General features: G+C 73.2%; 20 protein-coding genes. 8 read left to right on the forward strand and 12 right to left on the reverse strand.

All coding sequences use genetic code 11. The features are described from left to right. Window positions 1-39: 39 nt before the first annotated feature. Entirely contained in the window at window positions 40-2,106 is a 2,067-nt protein-coding gene (locus BM339_RS23540; protein ID WP_075022212.1) for an ATP-dependent DNA helicase UvrD2, read from the reverse strand. Between the two features lie 135 nt (window positions 2,107-2,241). On the opposite strand from BM339_RS23540, the gene BM339_RS23545 reads away from it, so the two are divergent. After that, the gene (locus BM339_RS23545) at window positions 2,242-2,523 is read left to right on the forward strand and encodes a mycoredoxin (RefSeq protein ID WP_075022213.1); all 282 of its coding nucleotides are present in this window, start codon (window positions 2,242-2,244) and stop codon (window positions 2,521-2,523) included. 47 nt (window positions 2,524-2,570) lie between these two features. Here BM339_RS23545 and nudC read toward each other — a convergent pair whose 3' ends face one another. Together nudC and BM339_RS23555 are read right to left on the reverse strand one after the other, a co-directional pair. Continuing rightward, window positions 2,571-3,482, reverse strand: a complete 912-nt coding sequence (gene nudC, locus BM339_RS23550) for an NAD(+) diphosphatase (protein ID WP_021595741.1) — start codon at window positions 3,480-3,482, stop codon at window positions 2,571-2,573. 22 nt (window positions 3,483-3,504) lie between these two features. Next, on the reverse strand, window positions 3,505-4,896 hold the full coding sequence (locus tag BM339_RS23555; RefSeq protein ID WP_021595742.1) for a dipeptidase: 1,392 nt from the start codon (window positions 4,894-4,896) through the stop codon (window positions 3,505-3,507). A gap of 169 nt (window positions 4,897-5,065) precedes the next feature. On the opposite strand from BM339_RS23555, the gene BM339_RS23560 reads away from it, so the two are divergent. Further along, window positions 5,066-5,335: a DUF4031 domain-containing protein gene (locus tag BM339_RS23560; RefSeq protein ID WP_075022275.1), complete on the forward strand. Its 270-nt coding sequence runs from the start codon at window positions 5,066-5,068 to the stop codon at window positions 5,333-5,335. On the opposite strand, the gene BM339_RS23565 is transcribed toward BM339_RS23560, so the two are convergent. Beyond that, complete coding sequence (locus BM339_RS23565; RefSeq protein WP_021595744.1) at window positions 5,332-5,940, reverse strand: HD domain-containing protein; 609 nt, start codon at window positions 5,938-5,940, stop codon at window positions 5,332-5,334. The two genes, BM339_RS23560 and BM339_RS23565, sit on opposite strands and share 4 nt — an antisense overlap. A 186-nt stretch (window positions 5,941-6,126) precedes the next feature. Between BM339_RS23565 and BM339_RS23570 the strand changes: the two genes are divergently transcribed. Genes BM339_RS23570 through BM339_RS23585 form a run of 4 tightly spaced genes read left to right on the forward strand, consistent with a single transcriptional unit; the run spans window position 6,127 to window position 11,526 of the window. Continuing rightward, window positions 6,127-7,266, forward strand: coding sequence for an ATP-grasp domain-containing protein (locus BM339_RS23570; protein WP_021595745.1), 1,140 nt, complete (start codon window positions 6,127-6,129; stop codon window positions 7,264-7,266). Beyond that, window positions 7,263-8,837, forward strand: coding sequence for an IucA/IucC family protein (locus BM339_RS23575; protein WP_075022214.1), 1,575 nt, complete (start codon window positions 7,263-7,265; stop codon window positions 8,835-8,837). The genes BM339_RS23570 and BM339_RS23575 overlap by 4 nt, the downstream gene beginning before the upstream one ends. Beyond that, on the forward strand, window positions 8,828-10,444 hold the full coding sequence (locus BM339_RS23580) for an IucA/IucC family protein (RefSeq protein WP_075022215.1): 1,617 nt from the start codon (window positions 8,828-8,830) through the stop codon (window positions 10,442-10,444). The genes BM339_RS23575 and BM339_RS23580 overlap by 10 nt, the downstream gene beginning before the upstream one ends. Continuing rightward, complete coding sequence (locus BM339_RS23585; RefSeq protein ID WP_075022216.1) at window positions 10,441-11,526, forward strand: alanine racemase; 1,086 nt, start codon at window positions 10,441-10,443, stop codon at window positions 11,524-11,526. Before BM339_RS23580 ends, BM339_RS23585 begins: the two co-directional genes overlap by 4 nt. 12 nt (window positions 11,527-11,538) lie before the next feature. Here BM339_RS23585 and BM339_RS23590 read toward each other — a convergent pair whose 3' ends face one another. Beyond that, window positions 11,539-12,177, reverse strand: a complete 639-nt coding sequence (locus tag BM339_RS23590) for a maleylpyruvate isomerase N-terminal domain-containing protein (protein ID WP_075022217.1) — start codon at window positions 12,175-12,177, stop codon at window positions 11,539-11,541. 66 nt (window positions 12,178-12,243) lie between these two features. Here BM339_RS23590 and BM339_RS23595 point away from each other — a divergent pair, with 66 nt between their 5' ends. Continuing rightward, window positions 12,244-12,828 carry a chloramphenicol phosphotransferase CPT family protein gene (locus BM339_RS23595; protein ID WP_075022218.1) on the forward strand — a complete coding sequence of 195 codons (585 nt, stop codon included), beginning with the start codon at window positions 12,244-12,246 and terminating at the stop codon, window positions 12,826-12,828. Window positions 12,829-12,909: 81 nt separating this feature from the next. Beyond that, entirely contained in the window at window positions 12,910-14,511 is a 1,602-nt protein-coding gene (locus BM339_RS23600; protein ID WP_256255425.1) for an AMP-binding protein, read from the forward strand. A gap of 52 nt (window positions 14,512-14,563) precedes the next feature. On the opposite strand, the gene BM339_RS23605 is transcribed toward BM339_RS23600, so the two are convergent. The 7 genes from BM339_RS23605 to BM339_RS50015 all read right to left on the reverse strand — a co-directional run bounded on the left by BM339_RS23605 (window position 14,564) and on the right by BM339_RS50015 (window position 25,451). Next, entirely contained in the window at window positions 14,564-14,869 is a 306-nt protein-coding gene (locus BM339_RS23605) for a hypothetical protein (RefSeq protein ID WP_024935758.1), read from the reverse strand. A gap of 54 nt (window positions 14,870-14,923) precedes the next feature. Further along, window positions 14,924-15,703: a class I SAM-dependent methyltransferase gene (locus BM339_RS23610; RefSeq protein ID WP_075022219.1), complete on the reverse strand. Its 780-nt coding sequence runs from the start codon at window positions 15,701-15,703 to the stop codon at window positions 14,924-14,926. Between the two features lie 72 nt (window positions 15,704-15,775). Continuing rightward, complete coding sequence (locus BM339_RS51600) at window positions 15,776-19,459, reverse strand: ATP-dependent helicase (RefSeq protein WP_256255426.1); 3,684 nt, start codon at window positions 19,457-19,459, stop codon at window positions 15,776-15,778. A 20-nt stretch (window positions 19,460-19,479) separates the two neighbouring features. Beyond that, complete coding sequence (locus BM339_RS23625) at window positions 19,480-22,653, reverse strand: ATP-dependent helicase (protein WP_075022220.1); 3,174 nt, start codon at window positions 22,651-22,653, stop codon at window positions 19,480-19,482. A gap of 82 nt (window positions 22,654-22,735) precedes the next feature. Beyond that, entirely contained in the window at window positions 22,736-23,047 is a 312-nt protein-coding gene (locus BM339_RS23630; protein ID WP_021599197.1) for an MGMT family protein, read from the reverse strand. A gap of 71 nt (window positions 23,048-23,118) precedes the next feature. After that, complete coding sequence (locus tag BM339_RS23635) at window positions 23,119-24,498, reverse strand: S8 family serine peptidase (protein WP_075022221.1); 1,380 nt, start codon at window positions 24,496-24,498, stop codon at window positions 23,119-23,121. After that, entirely contained in the window at window positions 24,492-25,451 is a 960-nt protein-coding gene (locus BM339_RS50015) for a hypothetical protein (protein ID WP_256255427.1), read from the reverse strand. The genes BM339_RS23635 and BM339_RS50015 overlap by 7 nt, the downstream gene beginning before the upstream one ends. Window positions 25,452-25,666: the final 215 nt, after the last annotated feature.

Genomic DNA, 25,666 nt, shown 5'->3' on the forward strand with positions numbered 1-25,666 from the left:
CAGTGAGCCGGATCTCACCCCAGAACGCGCGAAACGGCGTCAATGGCCACAAAGGGTCAGAACGGCGTCGCCGTAGCGGTCGAGCTTGACCTTGCCCACGCCGGGGATGCGGGCCAGCTCGTCCATCGACTCGGGGCAGCGCTCGGCGATCGCCTGGAGCGTCGCGTCCGTGAAGACGACGTAGGCGGGGATCTTCTGGTCGGCGGAGACCTGGGCACGCCAGTCCTTGAGGGCGAGGAGGAGTTCCTCGTTGAGCTCGGAGGGACAGTCTTCGCAGCGGCCGAGCTTGCGTTCGACGGCGGCGGTGAGCGGCCGGCCGCACACCCGGCACGGTTGCGGCCCCTTGGTCGGACGCCGTTTCGACCGGTCGACGCGGGCGGGCACGTGCGTGGTGGTCTTGCCCGTGAGGCCGTCCAGGAACCGGGACGGGCGGCGCATCTGCGTGCCGCCGGGAGAGCGCGACAGCGCCCAGGACAGGTTGAGGTGCACGCGGGCGCGGGTCACACCTACATAGAGCAGACGCCGCTCCTCCTCGATCTGCTCGGGTGTCTTGGCGTAGACGATGGGCAGCTTGCCTTCGGCGAGCCCCACGAGGAACACCGCGTCCCATTCAAGGCCCTTGGCGGCGTGCAGGGACGCGAGCGTGACGCCCTCCAGGGGCGGCGCGTGCTGCGCGGCGGCGCGCTCCTCCAGTTCGCCGACGAAGTCGGGGAGGCCGGCCTTGGGGTTGTCCGCGGCCATGTCCTCGGCGAGCTGGGCCAGGGCCGCGAGGGACTCCCAGCGTGCGCGGGCCGCGCCCGCGCCCTCGGGCGGCCGGTCGGAGAACCCGGCCCCGGACAGGACGTGCCGGACGGTCTGGATCAGTCCCATACCGTCGGTCTCGGCGTCGCCGCCCGCCCGCGCCGCGCCGCGCAGGCGCACCACGGCCTCGCGAACCTCGGGCCGCTCGAAGAACCGCTCCGCACCGCGCAGCACGTACGGGACGCCCACCGCGGCCAGCGCCGACTCGTACGTCTCGGACTGCGCGTTGATCCGGTACAGGACCGCGATCTCCCGCGCGGGGACGCCCTCCTCGATCAGCTTGCGGGCACGGCGCGCCGCGTCGTCGGCCTCGGCGACCTCGTCGTCGTACTCGTTGAACACCGGCTCGGGCCCGTTGTCGCGCTGGGCGCGCAGCTCCAGCCGGTGCCGGACGCCCTTCGCCTGCCCGATCACCCCGTTCGCCAGCCGGACGACCTGCGGCGTCGAGCGGTAGTCGCGGACGAGCCGGACGACCTTCGCGCCCGGGTGCTCGCGGGTGAAGTCGAGCAGGTGGGACGGGGACGCGCCGGTGAACGAGTAGATCGTCTGGTTGGGGTCGCCGACGACGCACAGGTCGTCGCGGTCGCCGAGCCAGGTGTCGAGCAGCATCTTCTGCAGCGGGTTGACGTCCTGGAACTCGTCCACGACGAAGTACCGGTACTGCTCGCGGACCTGCCCGGCGACCTCCCGGTGCTCGGTGAGGACGGCCGCGGTCAGCTCCAGCATCCCCTCGAAGTCGAGCAGGTTGCGCTCGCGCCTGAGCTGCTCGTACATGGCGTAGACCCGGGCGACGTCGACGACCTCGGCGGGCGGCCTGCGCCCCGCCTCGGCGACCGCGGCGGGGTAGTCCTCGGGTCGGTTCTGGGTGACCTTCGCCCATTCGATCTCGCTCGCGACGTCGCGCAGCTCCGTCCGCCCGAGGGAGAGCCGGCAGGCCCGCGCCGCGTCCGCGACGAGGCCGATCTTCGAGTCGATGATCCTGGGCGGTTCGCCGCCGACGACGCGCGGCCAGAAGTAGGTGAGCTGCCGCAGCGCCGCCGCGTGGAAGGTGCGGGCCTGCACGCCGGGCGCGCCGAGCTGCCGCAGCCGGCTGCGCAGCTCCCCGGCCGCGCGTGTGGTGAACGTCACGGCGAGCACCCGCTGCGGCGTCACGACACCGGTCAGGGTGGCGTAGGCGATCCGGTGGGTGATGGCCCTGGTCTTGCCCGTCCCGGCGCCCGCGAGCACGCACACCGGGCCCTTGACCGCTTCGGCGACCGCCCGCTGCTCGGGGTCGAGTCCCTCCAGCACCGACTCTGCTGACATCCCTCCATACTCGCAGCCCGCCCCACCCGTATCACCCGGCACGCCACCTGTGGACAACCGCGGAATGCGCGCCCCTGGTTCACTGTTCATGCGAGGGCACGGATCGTCCGAACGAACGAGGGAGACGCGGAAGCGATGGCGACGCCGACGACCGACCAGCCCAAGGGCGCGGCCGGCCAGCTCACCATGTACACGACGTCCTGGTGCGGATTCTGCCGCCGCCTGAAGAACCAGCTGGCCCGCGACGGGATCGAGATGGTCGAGGTCGACATCGAGCGCGATCCGAAGGCCGCCGAGTTCGTGATGAGCGTCAACGGCGGAAACCAGACGGTTCCGACGATCGTCTTCCCCGACGGCACGGCCGCGACCAACCCCAGCGCCAAGGCGGTCAAGGTGAAGCTCGCCTCCCTCGCCTGACCTCGCGACGAGCCCGGCGTCCGCCGCGGACGCCGGGCTCGCGCATGTCAGAACGGCTGCATCTTCGGCAGGTCGCCGCCGTACCAGCGCATGATGAGCTGGGCGGCGATGGACAGCGGGCCCGGGGCGACGATCTCGCCGCCGTCGATGGCGGCGCGCAGCTCGTCGCGGGTGTACCAGGCGGCGTCCAGGATCTCCTCGGGGTCGGGACGCAGCGGGAGGCCGCCGTCCGTGCGGGCGGTGAAGCCGAGCATGAGGCTCTGCGGCAGCGGCCACGGCTGGCTCCCGAGGTAGCGGACGTCCCGGACGGGCAGCCCGACCTCCTCGTTCACCTCCCGCGCGACGGCCTGCTCCAGCGACTCGCCCGGTTCGACGAACCCGGCGAGGATCGAGCGGCGGTCGGCGGGCCACTGCGGGCCGCGGGCGAGCAGGATCCGGTCGGCCTCGTCCGTCACGAGCATGATCACCGCGGGGTCGACGCGCGGGAAGTGCTGCGACCCGTCCTCGGGGCAGACGCGCACGTGCCCGGCGGACGTCACCCGCGTCTCGGCGCCGCAGCGGGGGCAGTGCCGGTTGGTGCTGTGCCAGTGCTCCAACGCGACGGCGTGGGTGAGCAGCCCGGAGTCCTGGTCGCCGAGGAGGGCGCCGACGCGGCGCAGCCCGGCGGGCTCGGTCCCCTCGATGGCGGGCAGCGGGCCGGACACGCCGAAGTAGGCGGCGCCGCCGTCGTCCACGCCGAGGAGCCAGCGGTCCCCGTCCGGTGCCTGCTCCGGCGGGACGAGGACCAGCGCGGCGCTGGGCTCGTAGGTGACGAGCGACCGTCCGTCGTGGACGACCAGCACGCGCGTCTTCGGCTCGGCCCAGGCGTTCTCCAGCCACGCGTCGTCGCGGCGGTTGAGCGCGACGCGGTCGAGCGTCCCGCGCGCGAGCGCCAGCCACTCCAGTGGGGCGTTGGTCACGTGTGCTCCCTTCCAGGCGGTTTCAGCGCAGCGCGGCGGCGAGTTCTTCCCACAGGTACGCGGCTGCCTCGGCGCCCTTGAGGAGCAGCGGGATCTCGACCTTCTCGTTGGGGGCGTGGATGCGGTCGCCGTCCAGCCCGACCGCGACGAAGATCAGCGGGGCCTCCAGGATGTCGGCGAGGTCGGCCTCGGGGCCGCTGCCGCCTTCGCGGGTGAACAGCACCTCGGTGCCGAAGGCCCGTTCCATGGCGCGCCGCGCCGCCTTGACGCCGGGCGAGCCGATCGGGGAGAAGCAGGGGCGGACGCCGCCGCCTGGGATGCGGACCTCGGCCTCGACCCCGTGCGGGGTCCGTTCGGCGACCCACCTGCGGAACTGGTCCTGGACCGTGCCCGGGTCCTGCCCGGCGGCGAGCCGGAACGAGATCTTGGCGTGCGCCTCGCGGGGGACGATCGTCTTGCCGCCCGGCCCGGTGTGCCCGCCCCACATGCCGTTGATCTCGGCGGTCGGCCGCGCCCAGACGCGTTCGAGGGTCGTGTAGCCCTTCTCGCCGTGGGCGGCGCGGCTGTTGCCGGCGGTGCGCAGCCACTCGTCCTCGTCGAACGGGAGCCGCGCGAACAGCTCGCGCTCCTCGTCGGTCAGCGGGACGACGTCGTCGTAGAAGCCGGGGAGGGTGACGCGGCCGTCCGCGTCGTGCAGCGAGGCGAGCAGCTCGGCCATCGCGTGCAGCGGGTTGGGGACGGCGCCGCCGAACGAGCCGGAGTGCAGGTCGCCGTCCGGGCCGCGCAGGGTGACCTCGGCCTCGGTGAGGCCGCGCATGCCGGTGCACATGGACGGGACGTCCTCCGCCCACATCGTGGTGTCGCTGATGACGACGGCGTCGCAGGCGAGCCGGTCGCGGTGGGTGCGGAGCAGGTCGGCGAAGTGCACCGACCCCGACTCCTCCTCGCCCTCGACCAGGAGCTTGACGGTGACCGGCGGGGCCTGCCGCCCGGACGCGGCCAGCAGCGCGCGGATGCCGAGGGTGTGGAAGAAGACCTGCCCCTTGTCGTCGGACGCGCCCCGCCCGATGAGCCGGTCGCCCTTCTCGACGGGCGTGAAGGGGTCGGTGTCCCATTCGTCCAGCGGCTCGACCGGCTGGACGTCGTGGTGGCCGTACACGACGACGGCGGGGGCGTCCGGGTCGTCGGCGGGCCATTCGGCGTAGACGGCGGGGTGCCCGCCGGTCTCCCAGACCTCGACGATCGGGAACCCCTGGTCGCGCAGGTACCGGGTCAGCCACTTCGCGGACCTGTGCACGTCGTCGGTGTGCGCGGGGTCACCCGAGACGGACGGGATCGCCAGCCACTCCTTGAGGTCGGCGACGAACCGGTCCCGGTCGGCCCGGATGTAGGCGGCTATGTCGTTCACCTGCATGCCCCTCCGTACGTTGTGATGACAGCGCATGCCGTGATGTCAGCGCATGTCGTAATGTCAGGCTGAGTCTCTTCCGTCCCGGCTTTCCGTCCGCCCCCCGCGTCACGGGATTCCCGAAGACAGGAAACTCACAGTAAGGGATCCCGTTGCCTGGTTCCTGGGAGTGGCTTTGATCCTCATCGACCCGCCCCTGTGGCCCGCCCGCGGCCGCGTGTGGTCCCACATGGTGAGCGACGTGTCGTACGAGGAGCTGCACGCGTTCGCGGCGGAGCTGAGGATGCCGGTGCGGGCGTTCGACCGCGACCATTACGACGTCCCGTCCGAGCTGTACGAGGCGGCGGTGCGTCAGGGGGCGGAGGCGGTGGGGTGCCAGGAGTTGCTCCTGCGGCTGACGAAGGCCGGTCTGCGTCGCCGCAAGGTTCGCCAGCCGCGGGTCTAGGCGCCGAGCAGCATCAGTTCCGTGCGGATGTTGGTGCGCGCCCGTTCCTCGAAGCGGTCGTGCGCGGCCGGCGTGTGGAAGAGCCTGGGCAGCGCGAGCAGCCCGTTGAGGACTTCGGCTCGTCCAGCCTTGAAGAGCTCGTCGGGGACGAACGCGTACTCCTCGCGTACCGCGGCGGCGTAGGCGGCGTACCTGTCGGGCTCGGCCCCGAGGATCGCGAGGTCGGCGTCGCAGAGGACCTGCCCGTCCGCGTCGTCCTCGTCCGGCGCGTGCGTGGTGGTCAGCTCGACGAGCCGGACGACCTGGTCCACGTCCCGCCGCCCGAGGTCGGTGTCGGCCAGCATGCGGGCCGCGAGGCGGGCGCTGCGCTCCTCGTTGTCGGCGCGTTCGGGGTCGTAGACGGCGTCGTGGAACCAGGCGGCGAGCCGGACGAGGTCGGGATCGGCCGCGTGCCCGGCCAGCTCGTCCACGAGGTCGAGGACGGCGGCGAGGTGCTCGCGGGTGTGGTACCGGCGGTGCGGCTCCCCGTAGCGCTCGTCCAGTTCCGTCCCGATATGTCTGGTGTGAGGTCCCGCCAGTGCGACCCACCGGTCGACAAGGTCCATGGCCCCATCGTGGCGGATCGCCGGGCGGCCGGGACACGCGATGTCACCGTTCTTGCATGCGACCGGCCCCCCGGCCACTATGGTGATCACCGCGAGTTAGGCAAGGCTTACCTCACCACGAGGCCGTCGCGCTCGCGTCATCACCCACGGGCTTGCACACTCATTGGCGGATTGGAAAGGCCGGTCGTGGCCGCCTCTCTCTACCTGGTCGCCGGCAAGGCGACCGACTCGGTGACGCACGGGTTCCTGCCCGCCGCCGCGCGCCTCGGCCTCGATGTGACGCTTCTCACCGACCGTCCCGGCGCCCATCCGTTCGGCGGACCGGTCGTCGAGTGCGACGTCTCCGACTTCCGGGACATCATCGCCCGCATCGACGGGGAGCCCGCGGCCGTCTTCTCCAACAGCGACTTCCTCCAGGCGCCCGCCGCCCTGGCCGCCGCGTACTTCGGGCTGCCCGCCAAGGACTGGCGCGCCGCGACCCGCGCGAAGAACAAGGCGCTCCTGCGGCGGCATCTCGCGTCCATCGACCCGGTCTTCTCCGCGGACGCCTTCCAGGTACCGGCCGACGCGCCCTTTCCGCTGGTGGTCAAGCCTCGGGAAGGGGTGGCCAGCGAGGACGTGTTCCTCGTCCAGGACGCAGGAGAACTCGCGGCGCGCGTGGAGGAGATCGCCGCGCGCCGGAGCGACCCCCTTGTCGCGGAGGAGTACCTGCCGGGGCACCTCCACACTCTGGAGACGCTCGGGGACGGGCGGGAACTACGCGTACTGGGGTCGTTCCGTACGACGCTCTCCCCGCCACCCTTCTTCGTCGAAGAGCGCCTTGAGTGGACGGCCCCTCCCCCGGAGACGCCACAGGTACTGCGCCAACTGGAAGCTCTGGGAATCGGGTTCGGGGCCTGTCACACCGAGTTCGTCGTGCACGAGGGCCGCGCCCGCATCATCGAGGTCAACTACAGGCTCATCGGGGACCACTGCGACTTCCTGCTGGCCGATCTCCTGGGCGTCCCGCTCTTCGAGCACATCCTTCAGGTCCACCTGGGCGCGGGGTTGCCGGGCCGCCGGGTTCCCCGGCCGAGGCACGCCATCGCGGAGCCGGTCATCGCGGACCGGTCGGGCACGCTCACCGCGGCGCCGGGGCCCCTGACCCTGGACGACGGCCCGGTGCGGCTCGCCTACCGTCCGCAGCGCGCGGTGGGCGACTCCGTCGCGGTGACCCGCACCAACCGCGACTACCTGGGCACGGTCCGCGCGATCGGTCCCGGACCGGACGAGGTCAACGCGGCCCTGGCGCGGTTCCGTGCATCGCACGACTGGACGATCGCGTGACCGCCGACGACGAAGACCTGCTCGCCACCCGTGTACTCGACGCGCTGCTACGGGAGGACTACGCGGGCCTGCGACGGTTCGTCCGGAACGGTGTGCTGGAGCTTCCCGGCCGCCGGGTGCGCTTGGTCGAGGCACGCCCCGCCTTCCTCTCCGACCTCGTCGTGGAGCCCGGGCAGGGCCTGACGCTCCGGGACGCCTTCCACGCCGTCCGCACGGTGGCCGACCCGCGCGACGACACGGCGGCCTTCGAACGCGAGTGCCTGGACGCTCTGGCGACCGCCAAGCTGCACGGCGACGCGCGTCCTGCCGTCCACCGGCGGCTCGGCCGCCTCCCGGACGAGCTGCGGACGGGTCCCGGCGCGTTCTACGAGACGCTGGCGGCCTACAACGACCACCCGGTACATCCGACAGGCCGGAGCCGCGCCGGGCTGTCCCTGGCCGATCTGAGCCGCTACGCACCCGAGTTCGCGCCGTCGTTCCCGCTGCGCTGGGCGGCGGTGCGGAACCCCGCCCTCGCCGGGACGCTTCCCGGCTGGTGGCCGGCCCCCGCCGACGTGGGCCTGACCTCGGCCGAGGCGCTCTTCCCCGTCCACCCGCTGGCGGCCCGGCAGGTGCGCGACCGGCCCGGCGCGGTTCTCGCGCCCGACGCGTTCCTCCAGGTCACGCCCACACTGTCCATGCGGACCGTGGCCGCGGCGCCGCTCGCCCACGTGAAGGCGCCGCTCCCGACCAGCACCCTCGGGCTCCGCAACACGCGCACCATCAAGCCCGGCACGCTGGCGGACGGCGCCCTGGTCGAACGCATCCTGCGCCAGGTGCTCCTCCACGAACCGGTGCTACCGGTCGTGCTCGCGGACGAGCAGACCTACGGCCACGCCGACGATCCCCTTCTCGCCTATCTGGTGCGGCGCTTCCCACCCGATATCGCGCGCTCGCACATCGTCCCGGTGGCGGCGCTGCTCGCCGAAGCACCGGACGAGGGCCATGTGATCGAACGCTGGGACGTCGAGGCCCTGTTCGACGCCTACCTGGCGGCGCTGTTCTCCTGGAACGTCACGCTGTTCCGCTACGGCATCGCGCTGGAGGCGCATCAGCAGAACGTCGCCCTCGTCTTGGACGAGGCACCGCTCCGCCTCCTCGTCAAGGACAACGACGGCGCGCTGATCGACCCGTCCCGGCTCCGCGAACGTCTGGGGCCGCCGTCCCCGGGCACCGACCCCCGCGACCTGGTCGACCACCGCATGGCGACGTCGGATCCGGAGGCGCTCGCCCGCGTCTTCGTCACCATCACGCTGCACCTGTGCGCGGCCGCGCCCGCCCTGGGGCTGTCCAAGCTGGGCCTGCTCCCGTGGGGCACCGGCCTGCGGATGATCCGGGAGCGGCTCGACGAGGCGCTCGGGCGGGACGAGGCGTTCCTGCGCTCCCGCACGCTGGACGCCGACACGCTGCCGGGCAAGGCCATGGTCACCGCCGGAACCCTTGTCGACAAGGCGCGGACCGGCGCGGCGGACATCAACAAGCATTACGGCCCACCGGGGCCCAACTACCTACGGGACTCGACGTGCTGCTGACAGAACCGGTCCTCTCGGCTGACGACGCCACCGCGACCGCGCTCCTCAACTGCCTGGTCCGGGAGGTGTGCGCGCCCGAGCAGCAGGTCTGGCCGGACGGCGTGCACCCCGGCGGTGCTCACCTCCTCGTCCGGCTGCCCCGCGCCGGGGTCGTGCTGCGCATGGGCCTGGCCCGTCCCCCGGCCGGCGCCGCCTACCGGCTCGTGCCGCCGTACGAGGAGCGCCGGGGGGACGAATGGGCACCGGCGCCCTGGGACAGGCTGGCGAACCTGGTCGCCGGTGAACTGGAGCTCGCGACGGGCCGTCCGAACCCCGAGTTCCTCGCGCAGGCGGCCGACAGTCACAGAGCGCTCACCGCCATCATCGCCGCCCGTGGCGAGCCCTCGGGGGACGCCTACATCGACTCCGAGCAGTCCCTCGTCGCGGGGCATCGTTTCCACCCGTCCCCCAAGGCCCGGCAGGGGTCCCCGTCCGACTGGCTGCGCTACGCGCCGGAGACTCGGGCGCGTTTCCGTCCGCTCTGGCTGGCCGTCCCGGAACACCTCATCGCCGAAGAAGGCACACCGGAGGCCTTCGAAACCCTGGAGACCTACGGCCCTCCGGCGCCACCGGGCCGGCGGCTTCTCCCCGTCCATCCCTGGCAGTTCTCGCTGCTGGCGGGTAACCCCCTCCTGCAGAAGGCCCTGGCGGACGGCTTGCTGCTCAACCTCGGCCCATCGGACACCGAAGCGGTGCCCACATCGTCCGTCCGCACCGCGTACCTGCCGGACGCCGACGTGTTCTGCAAGTTCAGCCTGGACGTGCGCATCACCAACTGCGTCCGCAAGAACGCCTGGTACGAGCTGACCGGAGCGATCGCCCTCAACGACCTTCTGCCGCCCATTCTCGAAAAGCTGGACGCCACGTTCCTCGCAGAGCCCGCCTACCGCAGCATCGCTCTCCCGGACCGCCGCCTGTACGAGGGCCTCGGCGTGATCCTGCGCCAAGGCGTCAAGTCCCTCCCCGGAACGCCTTTACTGGCAGGCGCCCTGGCCGACCCGTACAACAGGTGGCTTGCAGATCTGCCCGTCCTTTCGACCCCGGACGGCGCCGAAGCCTGGTGGGACGCCTACGTCGCCCAGGTGGCACCACCCGTACTCGCCGCGTACCTCGACCACGGCGTTGTGCTGGAGCCGCACCTGCAGAACGTCCTCATCTGCGTCGACTCCACGGGTATGCCGGTCCATGCCGCGTTCCGAGACCTGGAGGGGACGAAACTGACCGCGGGGCGCTGGGACCTGACGCACCTCCCCTCCCGCGTGGCCGAAGGCCTTACCTACGAGCCCGACTGGGGCTGGAACCGCGTCGTCTATTGCCTCCTCGTCAACCATCTGACGGAGATGGCCGCCGCGGTGGCCGACCTTCACCCGTCCCTGGAACGAACCCTCTGGCGGACGGCCAGGAAGCATTTCCACGCCCACGACGACCACCCTCAGATAAGGGCCCTCCTCGCCGGAGTGCCGCTGCCCGCAAAGGCGAACCTTCGCGCCCGCTGGTCTCGCACTGCCGACCGCGGAGCGACCTATGTCCCCGTCCCCAACCCGCTGGCCGCACCTCGACCGCTATGAACACCGATTTCGCCCGGAACCTCGACGGTTATCCGGCCTATCTCTACAACCTGACCGGCTTGGAAACCCACGTCCGCGACATCCGCGCCAGCCTGCCGGGCACGGAACTCTTCTACGCCGCCAAGGCCAATCCGGACGCCGAGATCCTCCGCACGCTCGCCCCTCACGTCGACGGCATGGAAGTCTCCTCCGGAGGGGAACTGACCCACGTCCGGGAGACGGTGCCCGGCATATCCCTGGCCTTCGGCGGCCCAGGCAAGACAGACGAAGAGCTACATCTGGCCCGCACGTTCAAGGCGGACAGGATTCACGTGGAGAGCCCCACCGAGCTCGCCCGCTTGGCCGCCCAGGGGCCTGCCGACGTCCTTCTTCGCGCGAACCTCCCCGTGCACATTCCGAACGCCGTCCTCACCATGAGCGGCCCCTTCGGCATGGACGAGGACGCCCTCGATGACTGCGCCCGCCTTCTGGCCGAGAACCCCCACCTCAACCTTCGGGGCATCCACGCTCACCTGGCCTCCGGCCTGGACGCCCCCACCCTTCTCGATGTGGCCTACGAAATAGCCGAATGGGCGCTCCCCTGGCTGAAGGCCCGTGGAGTGGAGGAACCCGAACTCAACGTGGGCGGCGGTATGGGCGTCGACTACACGTCACCGGAAAGCCGCTTCGACTGGGGAACCTACGGAAACGGCCTGAGCACCATCCCGGCAAAAGTCCGCGTAGAGCCCGGCCGATCCATGACCGCCTATCACGGCTGGTACGTCACCGACGTCCTGGACGTGAAAACCACGCGAGGCGAGACCTACGTCATCCTCAGAGGCGGCACCCACCACCTGAGAACTCCGGCGGCGAAAGGCCATGACCATCCCTTCAAGGTCCTCACCGCGAACGGTCCAGAAAGCCCCGCCACCCTGGTCGGCCAGCTGTGCACGCCGAAGGACGTCTTCGCCCGCGACTGCCTGGTCCCGCCTTTGATCCCCGGCGACATCATCGCCTTCACCATGGCCGGCGCCTACGCGTGGAACATCTCCCACCACGATTTCCTCATGCACCCGAAACCGGCCTTCCACTACCTGCGCTGACCCGTCAGGCGCTTATGGGCGGGGGCTCCCGTACCAGCGCCACGACGTGAGGCGCGGACGGCCGGGAAGCTCTCCACGTCCCGTGGCCCAGAGCAGCGTCGGCCAGGGCTCGGTGTCGGTCGGCGCCTCCGGGAACAGGCGGCCCAGGACGCGTGCGCAGAGGTCGGCGGGCGGCTCCCAGAGCAGCCCGAGGCCGTCCGCCAAGTCGTAGGTGTGGACGACGGTCTCCAGGATCCCCATCGCCGCGAAGCCCTCGCCGTCCGCTGCGCCGAAGACGTGGTGGGCGCGGACGTCGGGAGCGACCGTCCGAACCATTGCGGAGAGCATCCCGCCGCACGCTTCCAGCACCTGGAGCAGGCCCGCGGGCCCCGCGTCCCGGTCGGCGTGGATCGCGTTCGCGGGACCGCCGGGCCGGCGGCTCTCCCAGACGAACGGCACCTCGCCGTCCATGGGCGGCGTGGACGGTGCCAGTTGCGCCGCGTAGGCGAAGAGATCGTCGCCGAGGTGCTCGACCGTCTCCCAGCACGTCCATTCGAGCGACCCGGCCTTGGCGTCCCAGGCATCCGCGGGAGCCTCCCGCAACGCGGCGACGGCGAGCCTGACGGCCAGGTCGAGGTCATCGGCGGTCACCGCGGCGATCGAGTCGGGCATGGCACGACGTTACTCGACACGCCATGAGCGGCCCGGCGGCCTAGCGGCCCTTGGTCTACTGTCCGGGTGGATTCCAGCGACGCGATCCCTGACACAGGCCCCGGCGGCACGGTCATCCTGCTCAACGGCCCGTCCAGTTCCGGCAAGAGCAGCATCGCCCTGGAACTGCTCGACCTCCTCGACGGCAGCTGGTTCCACATGCCGATCGACGCCTTCCACGCGATGCGCAACGAGCGTCCCCTCGCCGGCGACGCCCTCCAGGCCGAGATCGACCGCACGGCGAAGGGCTTCCACCGCGCCGTCGCCGGGATGGCCGCGGCCGGGAACAACCTGGTCGCCGACTATCCGCTGAGCCGGCGCTGGCGGCTGCTCGACCTCCTCGACCTGCTCGTCCCCGACGACACCCTCCTGGTCGGCGTCCGCTGCCCCCTCCCGGTGCTGGAACGCCGCGAGGCCGAACGCGGCGACCGCGAGCCCGGCCTGGCGGCCCGGCAGTTCCCCGAGGTCCACTCCCACGAGCTGCACGACCTGGACGTCGACACGGACACTCTCAGCGCACGCCAATGCGCCGTCCAGATCCGCGAAGCACTGGAAGCCCGCCCCCGCCCGGCCGCCTTCACCGCCCTCCGCGACAACCTTCTCCGCCCCTGAATCCCGGGACAGATATCTCGTCCTGACCCGGGTATGCCTGACTCGTCCACCCCAGCCCCCAGAATCCCGGACAGGAGATGCGTGCAGGTGCTTGACCGGGTGCGCCACGTCGTGAGCCTTGGTGTCAGAGCGACGCGTGCCGTGCGGGACGCCGGCGCGTTGCGGCCCGTCCGGCCCGACCGGGCCGTGCGGATGCTGTTCCCCTACGCGCGGTTCGGTCCGGTTCCGGCGACGATCGGGGCGTTGTCCGCGCTGCGCTTCCCCGATCGGACGGCCCTGATCGACGAACGCGGCGCGCTGTCCTGCGCGGACCTCGAAGGGCGGGCGTCGGCGCTGGCCACCGCCATGAAGAACCGCGTGGACGACGGCAAGGTCGGCGTTCTGTGCCGGAACCACCGCGGCTTCGTCGAGACGGTTCTCGCCGCGTCCCGCCTGGGCAACGACGTCGTGCTGCTGAACACCGACTTCTCCGGCACGCAGCTCGGCCAGGTCGCCGAACGGGAAGGCATCGAGCTCCTCGTCCACGACGACGAGTTCGGCGCGGCCGTCGACGAATCGGGCTTCTCTGGAAAGAGGCTGCTCGCCTGGACGGAGGACGGCGACGGCGAGACGATCGACACGCTGGTCGCCACCACCGAACCCGAGACCATACGGCCGGAGCGAACCAGCCACATCGTCGTGATGACGTCGGGGACGACCGGCACGCCGAAGGGCGCCCGCCACGACCTGTCGCTCTCGTCGGTCCTGCCGGCGGCGCTCACCCATCTGATGCGGGTCCCCGTCCGGTCGGGGGCGCCGGTCGTCGTCGCGCCGCCGCTCTTCCACATCCTCGGCTTCGCCTACATGACGGTCGGGCTCGGGATGGGCATGCCGCTCGTCCTGTCCCGCCGCTTCGACGCGCGGGCAACGCTGGAGACCATCGCGGACTGCCGGGCGGAGGCGCTGGTCGCGGTCCCGGTCATGCTCCAGCGCGTCCTGGAGGTGGAGGGCGCGCCGCGGACTCCGTCCCTGCGAGCGGTCATGTGCGGCGGCTCCGCGCTGCATCCGCACCTGTCGGACGCGTTCATGGACGCGTTCGGCGACGTGCTCGTCAACGTCTACGGCGCCACGGAGACCGGCTGGGCGACGATCGCGACCCCGCGGGATCTGCGGGAGGCCCCGGGCACGGTGGGCAGGCCGTCGCTCGGGATCACGATCAGGATCCTCGGCACGGACGGGCGGGAACTGCCCGCCGGCCAGACCGGCGAGATCCACACCGGCGGGGGCCTGCGGTTCGCCGGGTACACCGGGGGCGGCGGCAAGAGCGTGCGGGACGGCCTGACGAGCACCGGCGACCTCGGGCACGTCGACGAGGCGGGACGGCTGTTCATCGACGGCCGCGCCGACGACATGATCGTCTCGGGCGGGGAGAACGTGTTCCCCGGCGAGGTGGAAAGCCTGCTCGGCGAGCATCCGGACATCGCGGAGGCGTCGGTGGTCGGGGTGGACGACGAGCGGTTCGGCCAGCGGCTCGCCGCCTACGTCGTGCGCGCCGCGGACGCCGACCTCACCGAGGACGACGTCAGGGAATACGTGAAGAAGCACCTGGCCCGCTTCAAGGTGCCGCGGGACGTCCGGTTCGTCCGCGAACTCCCGCGCACCAGCACCGGCAAGGTCAAGGGCGCGGCCCTGACGGCCCGCTGAGGGCAGCGCCCGGGCCCAAGGCCGCGGGGCCCCGGGCGTGCCCGGCCCGGGGTCAGGCGGCGCCGCGGTTCTTGGCGGCCATGCAGATGCGGGCGAGGTCGTTGAGGGCGTCCGCGCGGCGCTCGTCCAGGCTCCGCCGGTCGCCGGGGCCCGCCTCCGCGAGCGTGTCGATGACCAGGGAGAACACGGGCCACTCGGCGGGCCCGATGGCGCCCTGGAAGTCGACGCCGTCCTCGAGGTCGTCCAGGTCGAGGTGGCGGGCGAAGGTGGCGAGGGCGGCCTCGGCCGCGACGACGCCGATGCGCATCGCCAGCGCGGCCGGCTCGCGATCGAGGGAGCGCACGTTACTAGAACCCATGTTCGACAACATAGAACACACGAGCGACACGCGTCGAACACTTGGTCGAAAACGTTACCCGGCGATCGCCTGCTGGAAGAGATACGAGTGCGTGAAGTGCAGGACGCCGTCGACGGAGCTCGGGCGCATGCCGGTGGCCGGCCCGCCCGCCAGCTCGTCCCGCAGCGCGTCCCTGATCTGCTCCGCGACGTCGGCCGGGGTGTGGGAGAACTCCAGCCACGGGTCGAGCGGGCGCGAGACGTCGAAGGTTTCCGCGCGCTTCACCTCGGCCCCCGCCGCCGTGAGGAGTTCCGCGATCCGCGCCTCGGTGAGCGTCACCCCGTGGGAGGGGTCGCGCAGCCGCTCGACGCGGTCGAGGTCCCCCTCCAGGTCCGCCGGCCGGACGAGGTCGGCGATGATCAGCGCGGCGCCGGGCCGGCTGACGCGGGCCATCTCCTTCACCACCGCCTCCGGGTCGGCGACCTGGTGGAGCGAGAAGCGGGTGACGACCAGCGTGAACGACCGGTCGAGGTAGGGCAGGGCGGTGGCGTCGCCGTGCGCGAAGGTGACGTTCATGAGGCCGGTGTGGTCGGCGGCCCGCTTCCCCTCGGCGAGCATCGCGGGCGTGAGGTCGAGCGCGGTGACGTGCCGGACGCGGCGGGCGATCGCGCGGGACACCAGCCCGGTGCCGGCCGCGACCTCCAGCACGACGTCGTCCTGGTCGATCTCGGGGTCCATGAAGCGCACGAGCCGGTCCAGATGGCGGGTGAACGCGACGTTCAGCTCCGGGTCGGCGAACCCCGCCGCCTGCTTGGAGAACTCCCGTACGACCTTCTCTTCATGGGTCACCGTCACGTCGCCTCCTCGGGATGGTTGCACGGATCATCCCCGAAACCACCCATTGTGAACAGGGGGCGGTGAGACTCCTCACGCGGCGGGGACGTCCTCCAGGAGAGCGGCGAGGCCGCGGGCGTCCAGCAGGTCCGCAGGCCGGACGGTCACGTTGGCGGCGACGTAGTGGAACGCCGCGCTGACCCGCGCGACGTCCACCCCGGCCAGCTCCGCCCAGGCCAGCCGGTAGGCGGCGAGCTGGACCGCGGCGAACCGGGCCTCGTCCCCGGACGGCGGCGCGCCGGTCTTCCAGTCGACCACCTCGTAGCCGCCGTCCCGGGACCGGAACACCGCGTCCATCCGGCCCCGGACCAGCCGGTCGCCGATGATCGTCTCGAACGGCACCTCGATGTCGAGCGGTTCCCGCGCCGCCCACTCCGACTCCTCGAAGCGGTCGCGCAGCCGCGCGAGGTGCGCGTCGTCGGCGGCGCCCTCGTCGGCCGCGCCGGGCAGCTCGTCGGGGTCGAGGAGGCGCTGCTGCCCCCAGCGGCTCTCCAGCCAGGCGTGGAACGCGGTGCCGCGGCGCGCGTACGGGGCGGGCGGGCGCGGCATGGGGCGGCGGATCTGGCGGGCCAGCGCGGCCGGGTCGCGGGCCAGCGACACCAGCGACGACACCGACAGGTGGGCGGGCAGCTCGACCAGGAGCCCGTCGCCGCCGCGCCCCCGGTCGCGTTCGGCGAGGAGCAGCTCGACGTCGCGCGCCCACGCGGTCATGCGCGCCCGGTCGGCGGCGGACAGCCCGGCGTCCCCCGCCCAGTGGCGCGTCCGCCCGGCGATCTCGTCCCCGACCATGCGAGCGGCCTCCACGACCGCCTCGTACCGGGCGCGGGCGGAGAGGTCGGACCGGCCGCGCTCGCCGGGGGCGACGGGCCACTGCGCCTCGTCGGGGTCGGCGAGCAGCGGGTTCTCGGCGCCCTCTTCCGGCGGCTCGGCCCACACCGGCACCGTCCCGGCCCCGGCGCCGCACACCGACCGCACCTCTTCCAGGAACGGCGACGGGCCGAGCGGGCGGCCGGACGCGCCCCACCAGTAGCCGGTGGTGATGAGCAGGCTGGAGGCGCGCGTGACCGCGACGTAGGCGAGCCGCCGCTCCTCCCGCAGGTCACGTTCGGAGCAGGCCTGGTCGAACGCGGCGAGGTCGTCCTTCTCCAGGCCGGTGAGCGCGGGCAGGTCGGCGCGGTCGCCGCGCAGCATGAACGGCAGGACGCGCGGGTTCGCCGTCCAGCGGGTCGCGTTCTGCGGCGGCGACGGGAAGATCGATCCCTTGGCCGGGCCGCCGTTCTTCTGCGGGACGAACGACAGGCCGGGCACGACGACCACCGGCCACTCCAGCCCCTTGGACGCGTGGACGGTGAGGAGCTTCACGCTGTTGGTCTCGCCGACCCGCCCGGCCTCCAGCCCGAACTCCTCGGTCTCGGCGGCCTTGAGGTAGGCGAGGAAGGCGCCGAGCGTCGGGTCCTCGGCGTCGCCGGCGAACGTGGCGGCGGCGTCGATGAAGGCGTCCAGGTCGGCGCGCGCGGTCACCGGGTCGAGCCCCGACCGGGCGGCGACCTCGATGTCGAGGCCGAGGGCGCGCTCCACCTCGCTGACGAGGTCGGGAAGCGGCAGGCCGACCTGGGAGCGCAGCGACCGCAGCTCGTCGCGGAGCCGCCGGAGCCGCCGGTACCCCTCCGGCGAGTACGCCTCCGGGTCGCCGAGGTCGTCGAGCGCGTCGACGAGGCTGCCGGTCTCCTGGTTCAGCTCGCTGACGAGCTGCCGGAGCGGATCCTCCCCGGCGGACTCCCCCGCGCCGTTTTCCCCCCGACCCGCGTCCCCCCGGTCGCCGGCGCCGAATTCCCCCGCAGCGCCGGACTCTTCCGCAGCGCGGGACTTCCCCGCGGCGCCAGATTCACTCACGGCACCAGGTTCGCTCGCGGCGCCGGATTCGCTCACGGCGCCGGGCTCCCCCGCGGCGCCGATTTTCCCCGCGGCGCCGGATCCACCCCCGGCACCAGAAACACCCCCGGCACCAGAAACACCCGCGGCACCGGGCTCCCCCGCGGCGCCAAAACCACCCGCGGCACCGGAACCACCCGCGGCGCCGGTTTTCTCCGCGGCGCCGGGTTCACCCGCGGTGCCGGAGTTGAGGGCGGGTGGGGTGGCTGGGGGTGGGGTGACGTCGCGGGCGGCCTCCTGGGCGAGCGCGCGGGCCCGGCGCCCGAGCGCGACGAGGTCGCGGGGGCCGAGGCGCCAGCGCGGGCCGGTGAGGAGACGGGCGAGGGACGCGCCGGCGGTGGGGTCGTGGACGGCGCGCAGGGTGGCGACGACGTCCTGCACCTCCGGGACGGTGAGGAGCCCGCCGAGGCCGACCACCTCGACCGGGATCCCGCGCGCCTCCAGTGCCCGCCGGACCAGCGGGAACTGCGACCGCTTCCGGGCGAGCACGGCGACGTCGGAGTACTGGAGGGGCTCGGGCTGGGGCCCGCCGTCGGGCGCGGTGCCGGGGTCGGCGGCCATGAGGCCGGCGATGCGCGCGGCGATGCGGTCGGCCTCGTCCTCGACGGTGGGGAAGAGCGCGCACTCGACGCGTCCGCGCCCCTCGCGCCCGGCGCCGGGGACGAGGCGCGGGACGGCCTTCGTCTCGGCCCGCAGCTCCTCCTGGATCTTGGCCGCGGCCTCCAGGATCTGCTCCCCGTTCCGGAACGACCGGCTGAGCTGGACGACCGGCGCCGGGACCGGGCGCCCCCCGCCGACCGCCGGCCGCAGCGGGAAGTCGTGGGCGAACCGCAGCAGGTTCCCGGCGCTCGCGCCGCGCCACCCGTAGATCGACTGGCACGGGTCGCCGACCGCGGTCACCGGATGCCCGCCGGCGAACAATGACCGCAGCAGGACGAGCTGCGCCTGGCTGGTGTCCTGGTACTCGTCGAGCAGGACGACGGAGAACCGGGACCGCTCGATCATCCCGACCTCGGGATGCCGGTGGGCGATGCGGGCGGCGAGGGCCATCTGGTCGCCGTGGTCGATGACCTCCCGGTCGGCCTTGGCGCGCGCGTACGCGTCGATCAGCGGCATGAGCTGCTCGCGGACCGCGTGCTTGGCGAGGATGTCGCGCTGCGCCTTGAGCGGCTTCCTCACGGCGGCGAACCGCTCGTCCAGCCAGGCCCCGACCCTGCGGACGTCCTCGGCCGTCCGCAGGTGCTCCGACAGGTCGCCGGCCAGTTCCATGACGGCCTTCGTGACCGTGTCGGGCTGCCAGTCGATGTGGTCCATGGGGCCGTTGTAGGCGTCGACGACCCGCGAGCAGATCTGCCAGGCGACGGCCGGCGAGATCAGCCGCATCGTCGGTTCGAGCGCCTCGCGCAGGGCGTGGTCGCCGAAGAGCCGCGCCGCGTACGAGTGGTACGTGGAGACCATCGGCTCGCCGTCGAACAGGGCCTCGCCGCCGAGGCGCTCCAGCTCGTCGCCCGGCAGGACCTCGCGCAGCGTGTCGAGGCGCTTGCGCACGCGCACGCCGAGCTCCGCCGCGGCCTTGCGGGTGAACGTCAGGCCGAGGACGCGCTCCGGGCGCACGAAGCCGTTCGCGACCAGCCACACGACCCGTGCGGCCATCGTCTCGCTCTTGCCCGACCCGGCACCGGCGATCACCGCCATCGGCGCCATGGGCGCCTCGATCACCCGGGCCTGCTCGTCCGTCGGCTCCGGGATCTCCAGCAGCCGGGCGAGCTCTCCCGGCGTGATCACCCCACTCCCCCCGAGCTAGTTCAGTCGCCGACCTGCCCGCCTTCGTCGTGCACGGGACAGCAGGAGCGTACGGGACAGGTGCGACACTTGTCGTTCGCCCGCGCCTGGAAGACGTCGCCGGCCATCCCGGTCGCGACGATCTCGATGAGCTTCTTCGGCCACTCGGGGTCGGCGTCCTCGGCGGGCGGCGGCTGCTCCTGCTCCCGCGCCTTCGCCGTGAACGCGGCCTTCCCGACCTGGACGAGCTTGGCGCCGCCCGGCTCGATCAGCCCGTGCCGCTCGAACGCGCCGAGCATCACCGCGTACTGGTACACGCCGAGCTGCGGATGCCGGGCGAGGTCGTCCTTCGGGACGGCGGTGGAGGACGTCTTGATGTCGATGATGACCGCGCGGCCCTGCTCGTCGCGTTCGGCGCGGTCGATGCGGCCCTTGATGACGACGCGGCCGAGGTCGACCTTGAACGACTCCTCCAGGGCGACGACCTCGTTGGGGTTGTCGCGGTGCCAGGCGAGGAACCTGTCGACCATCCGCGCGGCCTGGTCGCGCTGCTTGTCGGAGTACCAGGAGCTGCGGAACTCCAGGTCGTTCCAGATCTCGTCGAGCCGCTCGGCGACGTGGACCTCGTCGATGCCGTCGTCGGCGCCGGCCATCTCGGCGACCGCGTGGACGACCTTGCCCATCGTGCTGTACTCGTTCGGCCCGCCCTCCTGGGCGCCGACCGCGGAGGCGAGCAGCCAGCGCAGCCCGCACGTGGTGAACGCCTCGACCTGGGACGGCGAGATCGTGATGGGCTCGTCCTCGGCGAACGCGGGCCCCTCGTCGGACAGCGCGGTGATGGCGTACCAGTTCTCGGGTTTCGCGCCGCGCACGCCCGCGCGCGCCAGGCGGGCGAGGTGGGCGGCGGCGGCGCGGCGCAGCGGCTCGGGACGGGACGGGTCCGCGACCGCCGAACGCAGGTCGGCCACCAGCGCGGACAGGGACAGCCACCGGGTCTTCTCGTCCAGTTGCGACTGCTCGATCGCGCCCGGGAGCAGCTCGTTCAGGAACCGGGACGGCCGCTCCTCCGTGTCGTCGCCGCCGACCGCGGTCACGACGAGGCGCTTGCGCGCCCGCGTCACCGCCACGTAGAACAGGCGGCGTTCCTCGTCCAGCATCTTGGCGGCCAGGGAGGCGCCGGCCGCGGCGTCCCCGTCCGGTTCGGCCCCGGCCGCGTGCTCCATCAGCTCCTCGACGCCGAGCAGGGAGCCGCGCAGGCGCACGTCCGGCCAGACGCCCTCCTGGACGCCCGCGACGACGACCACGTCCCACTCCAGCCCCTTGGAGCGGTGCGCGGTGAGGATCCGGACGGCCTCGCCCGCGGGCGCCTGCTCGGCCAGCGTGTCGCCCGCGATCTCCTGCGCGGCGATGTTGTCGACGAACAGCTCGGGGCCCGCCTGGGGGAGCCGGTCGACGAACCGCGCGGCATGGTCGAACAGCGCCACCACGGCGTCGAGGTCGCGGTCGGCCGCCGCGCCTCGCGTCCCGCCCTTGACGCTCTGCTCCAGCAGCACGTCGCCCTGCCCGCTCTCCTGCCACACGGCCCACAGGACGTCCTCGGCGGTGCCGCCCTCGTGGACGCTGCGCCGCGCCACCTCGATCAGGTGCGCGATCCGCTCGGCCGGCGCGCGGACCCTCTCGTGGACGAGGATCAGCTCGCGCGGGTCGTTCACCGCCGCCACCAGGAGCTCGCCCAGGGGCCGCTGCCCGCCCGACAGCTCCTCCAGGTCGCGCAGGGCGCGCTTGAGGCGGCGCATGGCCAGCGCGTCGGCGCCGCCCAGCGGCCCCGTGAGCAGGTCTTCCGCGACGACCTCGTCCAGGAAGCCCTTCTTCAGCGCCGCGCGCAGCAGGACGAGGAACGGGCGGACGGCGGGCTCGGCGATCAGCGGGACCTCGTCGCCCGCGACGACGACCGGCACGCCCGCCTGGGCGAGGGCGCGGCGCAGCACCGGAACCTGCCGGACGGCGCTGCGCACGAGGACCGCCATGCGCGACCACGGCACGCCGTCGAGCAGGTGGGCCCGCCGCAGCTCGTCGGCGACCAGGGCGGACTCCTGGCTCTCGGAGTCGGCGATCACCGCGCGCACCTCGCCCTCGTCCAGGTCCTCCACGGGCCGCAGCGCGCGGTGCTCGGCGGCCCCGGCCGACCCGGCGGGCAGGCGGCGCGCGATCCGGCGCGACGCGGCGAGGATCTCGGGGCCCATCCGGCGGCACGTCCGGAGCGCGACCACGGGCGCGGGGTCGCCGTCCAGCGTCGGGAACCGGTTCGGGAACTCCTGGATGCCGCGCACGTCGGCGCCCCGGAACCCGTAGATGGACTGGTCCGGGTCGCCGACGACGACGAGGTCGCGCCCCTCCCCCGCCAGGTGGTGCAGCAGCGCCTCCTGCGCGGGGTCGGTGTCCTGGTACTCGTCCACGAAGACGACGTCGTAGGCGTCGCGTTCGCGGATCCGCACCTCCTCGTCCGCCAGCATGCCGGCGGCCATGTGGATCAGCTCGCCGTAGTCGTAGGTGGGGACGGGGTCGAGCAGGAAGCGGTCCACATACCGCTCCATGAACCCGCCGATGGCGGCCCAGTCGTCACGGCCCCTCATCCGCCCGAGGGCAACGAGGTCTTCCGCGACGTACTGCCGCTCGACCGCGCGCAGGGTGAAGTCGCGCAGTTCCTCGGCGAACCCGCGCGTGGCCAGGGCCGCCCGGAGCCGCTCCGGCCAGTCGCGCGCGCCGTCCGCCAGCTCCCCCTCCAGCAGCCGCCGCACTTCGAGCAGCTGCTCCGGCCCGGACAGCAGGCGCGGTGCCGGCTCCTCGTGCAGCACCGCGTCCCGCCGGATCAGCGCGTAGGCGTAGCTGTGGAACGTGAGCGCGAGCGGCGTCCGCGTGGTCCGGTGGAGGCGGCCGGTGATGCGCTCCCGCAGCTCGCCCGCCGCCTTCCGGCTGAACGTCAGGACGAGGACGCGCTCCGGGTCGGCGCCGCGGTTCTCGATGCGGTCGACGACCGCCTCCACGATCGTCGTCGTCTTGCCCGTGCCCGGCCCCGCCAGCACCAGCATCGGCCCGCCGGCATGCTCGACCACCCGCCGCTGCTGCTCGTCGAGCACGGGCGGGACGGTCCGCGCGGGGCCCGCGCGGCGCACGAGACGGTAGGAGGCAGATGGCACAACAGTTCATTGGAACAGATCGCCGGGGCTGTTCTGACCACAACGCACGCATGTCGCGCAGGAGAAAACCAACGCCGCGGCGTCAGGTCGCGGGACCCGTCCACCGGGCGCGGCCCATGTCGACGCGGCGCCCGTCCGGGCGCAGGGGCGTCCCCTCGGCGCGGTAGTTCTCGCGGGCCTCGATCTCCAGGCCGCTCGGCGGGTTGCCGTCCGCCCGGATCACCCGCCACCACGGGACGGCGCCCCCGTACAGCGACATCACCCGCCCGACCTGCCGCGGCCCGCCCCGCCCCACCAGCTCGGCCACGTCGCCGTAGGACAGGACGCGGCCCGGCGGGATCCGCTCCACCGCGTCCAGCACGGCCTCGGCGTACTCGTCAGGTTCGGACCACATCCGATCATTCTCCCGAACCCGGCGCACCGCGCAGGTACACCGCGGCGCCCGCCGGCGGAGCCCACCCTGGGTCAGGACGGGGGGCCCGGCGGCCCGTCCGGCCGGGAGCCGCCCGCCGGGGGTCCGCCCATCGGCGGCCTGCCCGCGGGAGGCCCCGCCGGGTGCCCGCCCAGCGGCGGCCCGGCCGGGGCGGGAGCGCCCATCGGCGGCCCGCCGGGACCCGGTCCCGCCGGGTGCTTGGGGTGGCGGCGGCGGAACGTGATCGCGATCCCGGCCGCGGCGATCGTCCCGCCGATGCCGAGCAGCAGCAGCACGGTGATCACCGGGCGGACCCACATCGGCCGCTCGATGACCTCCACCGGGCCGGGGTCCTCCTCGCCGAACCGCTTCTCGGCGGGCTTGGCCTGCGCCGGGCCCGGCCGCGCCGAGGCCAGCGAGTCCGCCGCCGACAGCGCGCGGGCCGCGTGCACCTCGCCGAACCCGATCTCCGGGTCGTAGCCGCCCGAGGGGCCGCTCCGGGCGCTCTGCAGCAGCGCCTGCGACACCAGCGCGGGCGCCATCTTCGGGTGCTTCGAGCGGATCAGCGCGGCGACACCGGAGACGAGCGCGCTGGAGTCGCTGGTGCCGCTGCTGACGAAGTACTGCCCGTTCGGGCCGGCGACGGGCAGGCCCGCGCCCGGCGCGGACAGCACCACCGAGTAGTTCCGGTTGGAGAACGACGCGCGGGTGTGGCCCGGCTCCGTCGCCGCCACCGCGATGACGCCCGGGTAGGACGCCGGGTAGGAGTACGGCGCGAACCCGTCGCCGTCCAGGGCGCCCGCGTCCTCGCCGTCGTTGCCGACCGCCGAGACCACCACGACGCCCTTGCCGATGGCGTAGCCGATGGCCGCGCGCTCCGCCGGCACCTCCTCGTTCTTGCCCAGCGAGAGGTTGATGACGTCGGCGCCGTGGTCGGCGGCGTAGCGGATGCCGCGGGCGACCGCCTCGTCGGCCTTCTCGGACGTCCGGTAGCGGATGTAGCTGGCGTCCTCCTTCTCGCCGATCGCGCGGATCGCGAGAATGCGGGCCTGCGGCGCCATCCCCATGACGCCGGAGCCGCCGCCGGGGCCGTGGCCCTGGCCGGCGATCAGCGAGGCCATCCCCGTGCCGTGCAGCCGCTTGGGCTGCGTCCCGGCGTCGACCTCGGCGAGCATGTTGGGGCCGGTGGTGACCTTGCCGCGCAGGTCCGCCTGCTCCGGGTCGACGCCGGAGTCGACGACCGCGACGGTCACGCCGGCGCCCCTGGTGACCTTCCAGGCGGCCTCCATGCCGAGGATGCCGAAGATCGGCTGCTGCCGGTCCCTGACCTCGTCGGCGTGCGCATGGACGGGCATGAGCCAGCTCCCGGCCAGCATCGCCGCGCCCACGCCCGCCGCCAGGCCGCGCCGCCGCGCCCGCTCCCCCGTCAGCATCGCCACTCCGGCTGGTCGCAGTCGGGCAGCGCCTTGGCCGCCATGGTCCGCGCGATGGCGTGGCCGATCTGCGGGGCCGGCGCGAACGGCTCGCCCGGCCGGCGCTTGGTGACGGCGGACGCGGGGCGCCCGTCGGCCTGGCCTGACGTCGTCAGCACCACGTACGGGCCGCCGCGGTCGATCGTGCGGTCCTGCCTGGCCTTGTCGGTGAACCGGGCGGACGCCGTGCCCGGGAAGGCGGCGGCGTGCAGCGCGGGCCGCACCGTGCCGGACCCGTCCGGGCCCTGCGAGCCGGGCAGTTCCTTGTACGCCTTGTCGGCCTTCCACACGTCGGGGAACGCCACCACGCCCACGGTGACGACGATGCCCTGGAGCTGGTCGACGTAGGTGGCGCGCAGGACGGCACGGCAGCCGTGCTTCCCGACCGTCCTCGCGATCTCCTCGTCGACCGCCTGGGCGCAGCCGGTGTCGGGGACGATGCCGGTCCTGGTGGCGTACTCGACGCGGTTGCCCGGCGGCCGGTAGCTGATCTTCTGCGGGAAGACGCGCCGCGCGGGCCAGGCCTGCCAGCGGCGCGCGACCTCCTTGTCGGCGGCGATGCGCAGCTCGGCGGCCGTGGGCTCGCGGTTGAGGGTCGTCCACGCGCCGGTGAGGGAGATCCCGGTGGTGACCAGGTAGCAGCAGCCGATGACCAGTGCCACGACCATCCACTGGCGCCCGGTCAGGCCCAGCACCGTCGGCCGGCCGGCCGTGCCCGGCGGGCGCGGCGGCGGACCCATCGGCCGTGGCGGGCCGCCGTAGGGGCCGCCGTGGGGGCCGCCGTGGGGGCCGCCGTGGGGGCCGCCGTGGGGGCCGCCGTGGGGGCCGCCGTGGGGGCCGCCGTGCGGGCCGCCCGGCGGAGGGCCGGCGCCGGGCGCGCCCGGACCGCCGGGCGCGCCGGGATTCGCGGGCATGCCGGGCCGATGCGGGGGCCGCGGCGGGGGCGGCTGCTGAGAAGGGGGCAGGAATGCCACAACAGTCAAGATTAACGGCGCTTCGCGATATTCCGCCTGTCATCCAGGTAACGGCCCCGTCCGGCACGTCGTGACATGGGCTTTCCCGGCGGGGCGGGCGACCGGGAATGCGGCGGCACATGGCAGGGTTGTGCGGGTGAGGACGACGTAGTCCC

Origin of the sequence: Actinomadura madurae (genome assembly GCF_900115095.1) — a bacterium.
GTDB lineage: Bacteria > Actinomycetota > Actinomycetes > Streptosporangiales > Streptosporangiaceae > Spirillospora > Spirillospora madurae.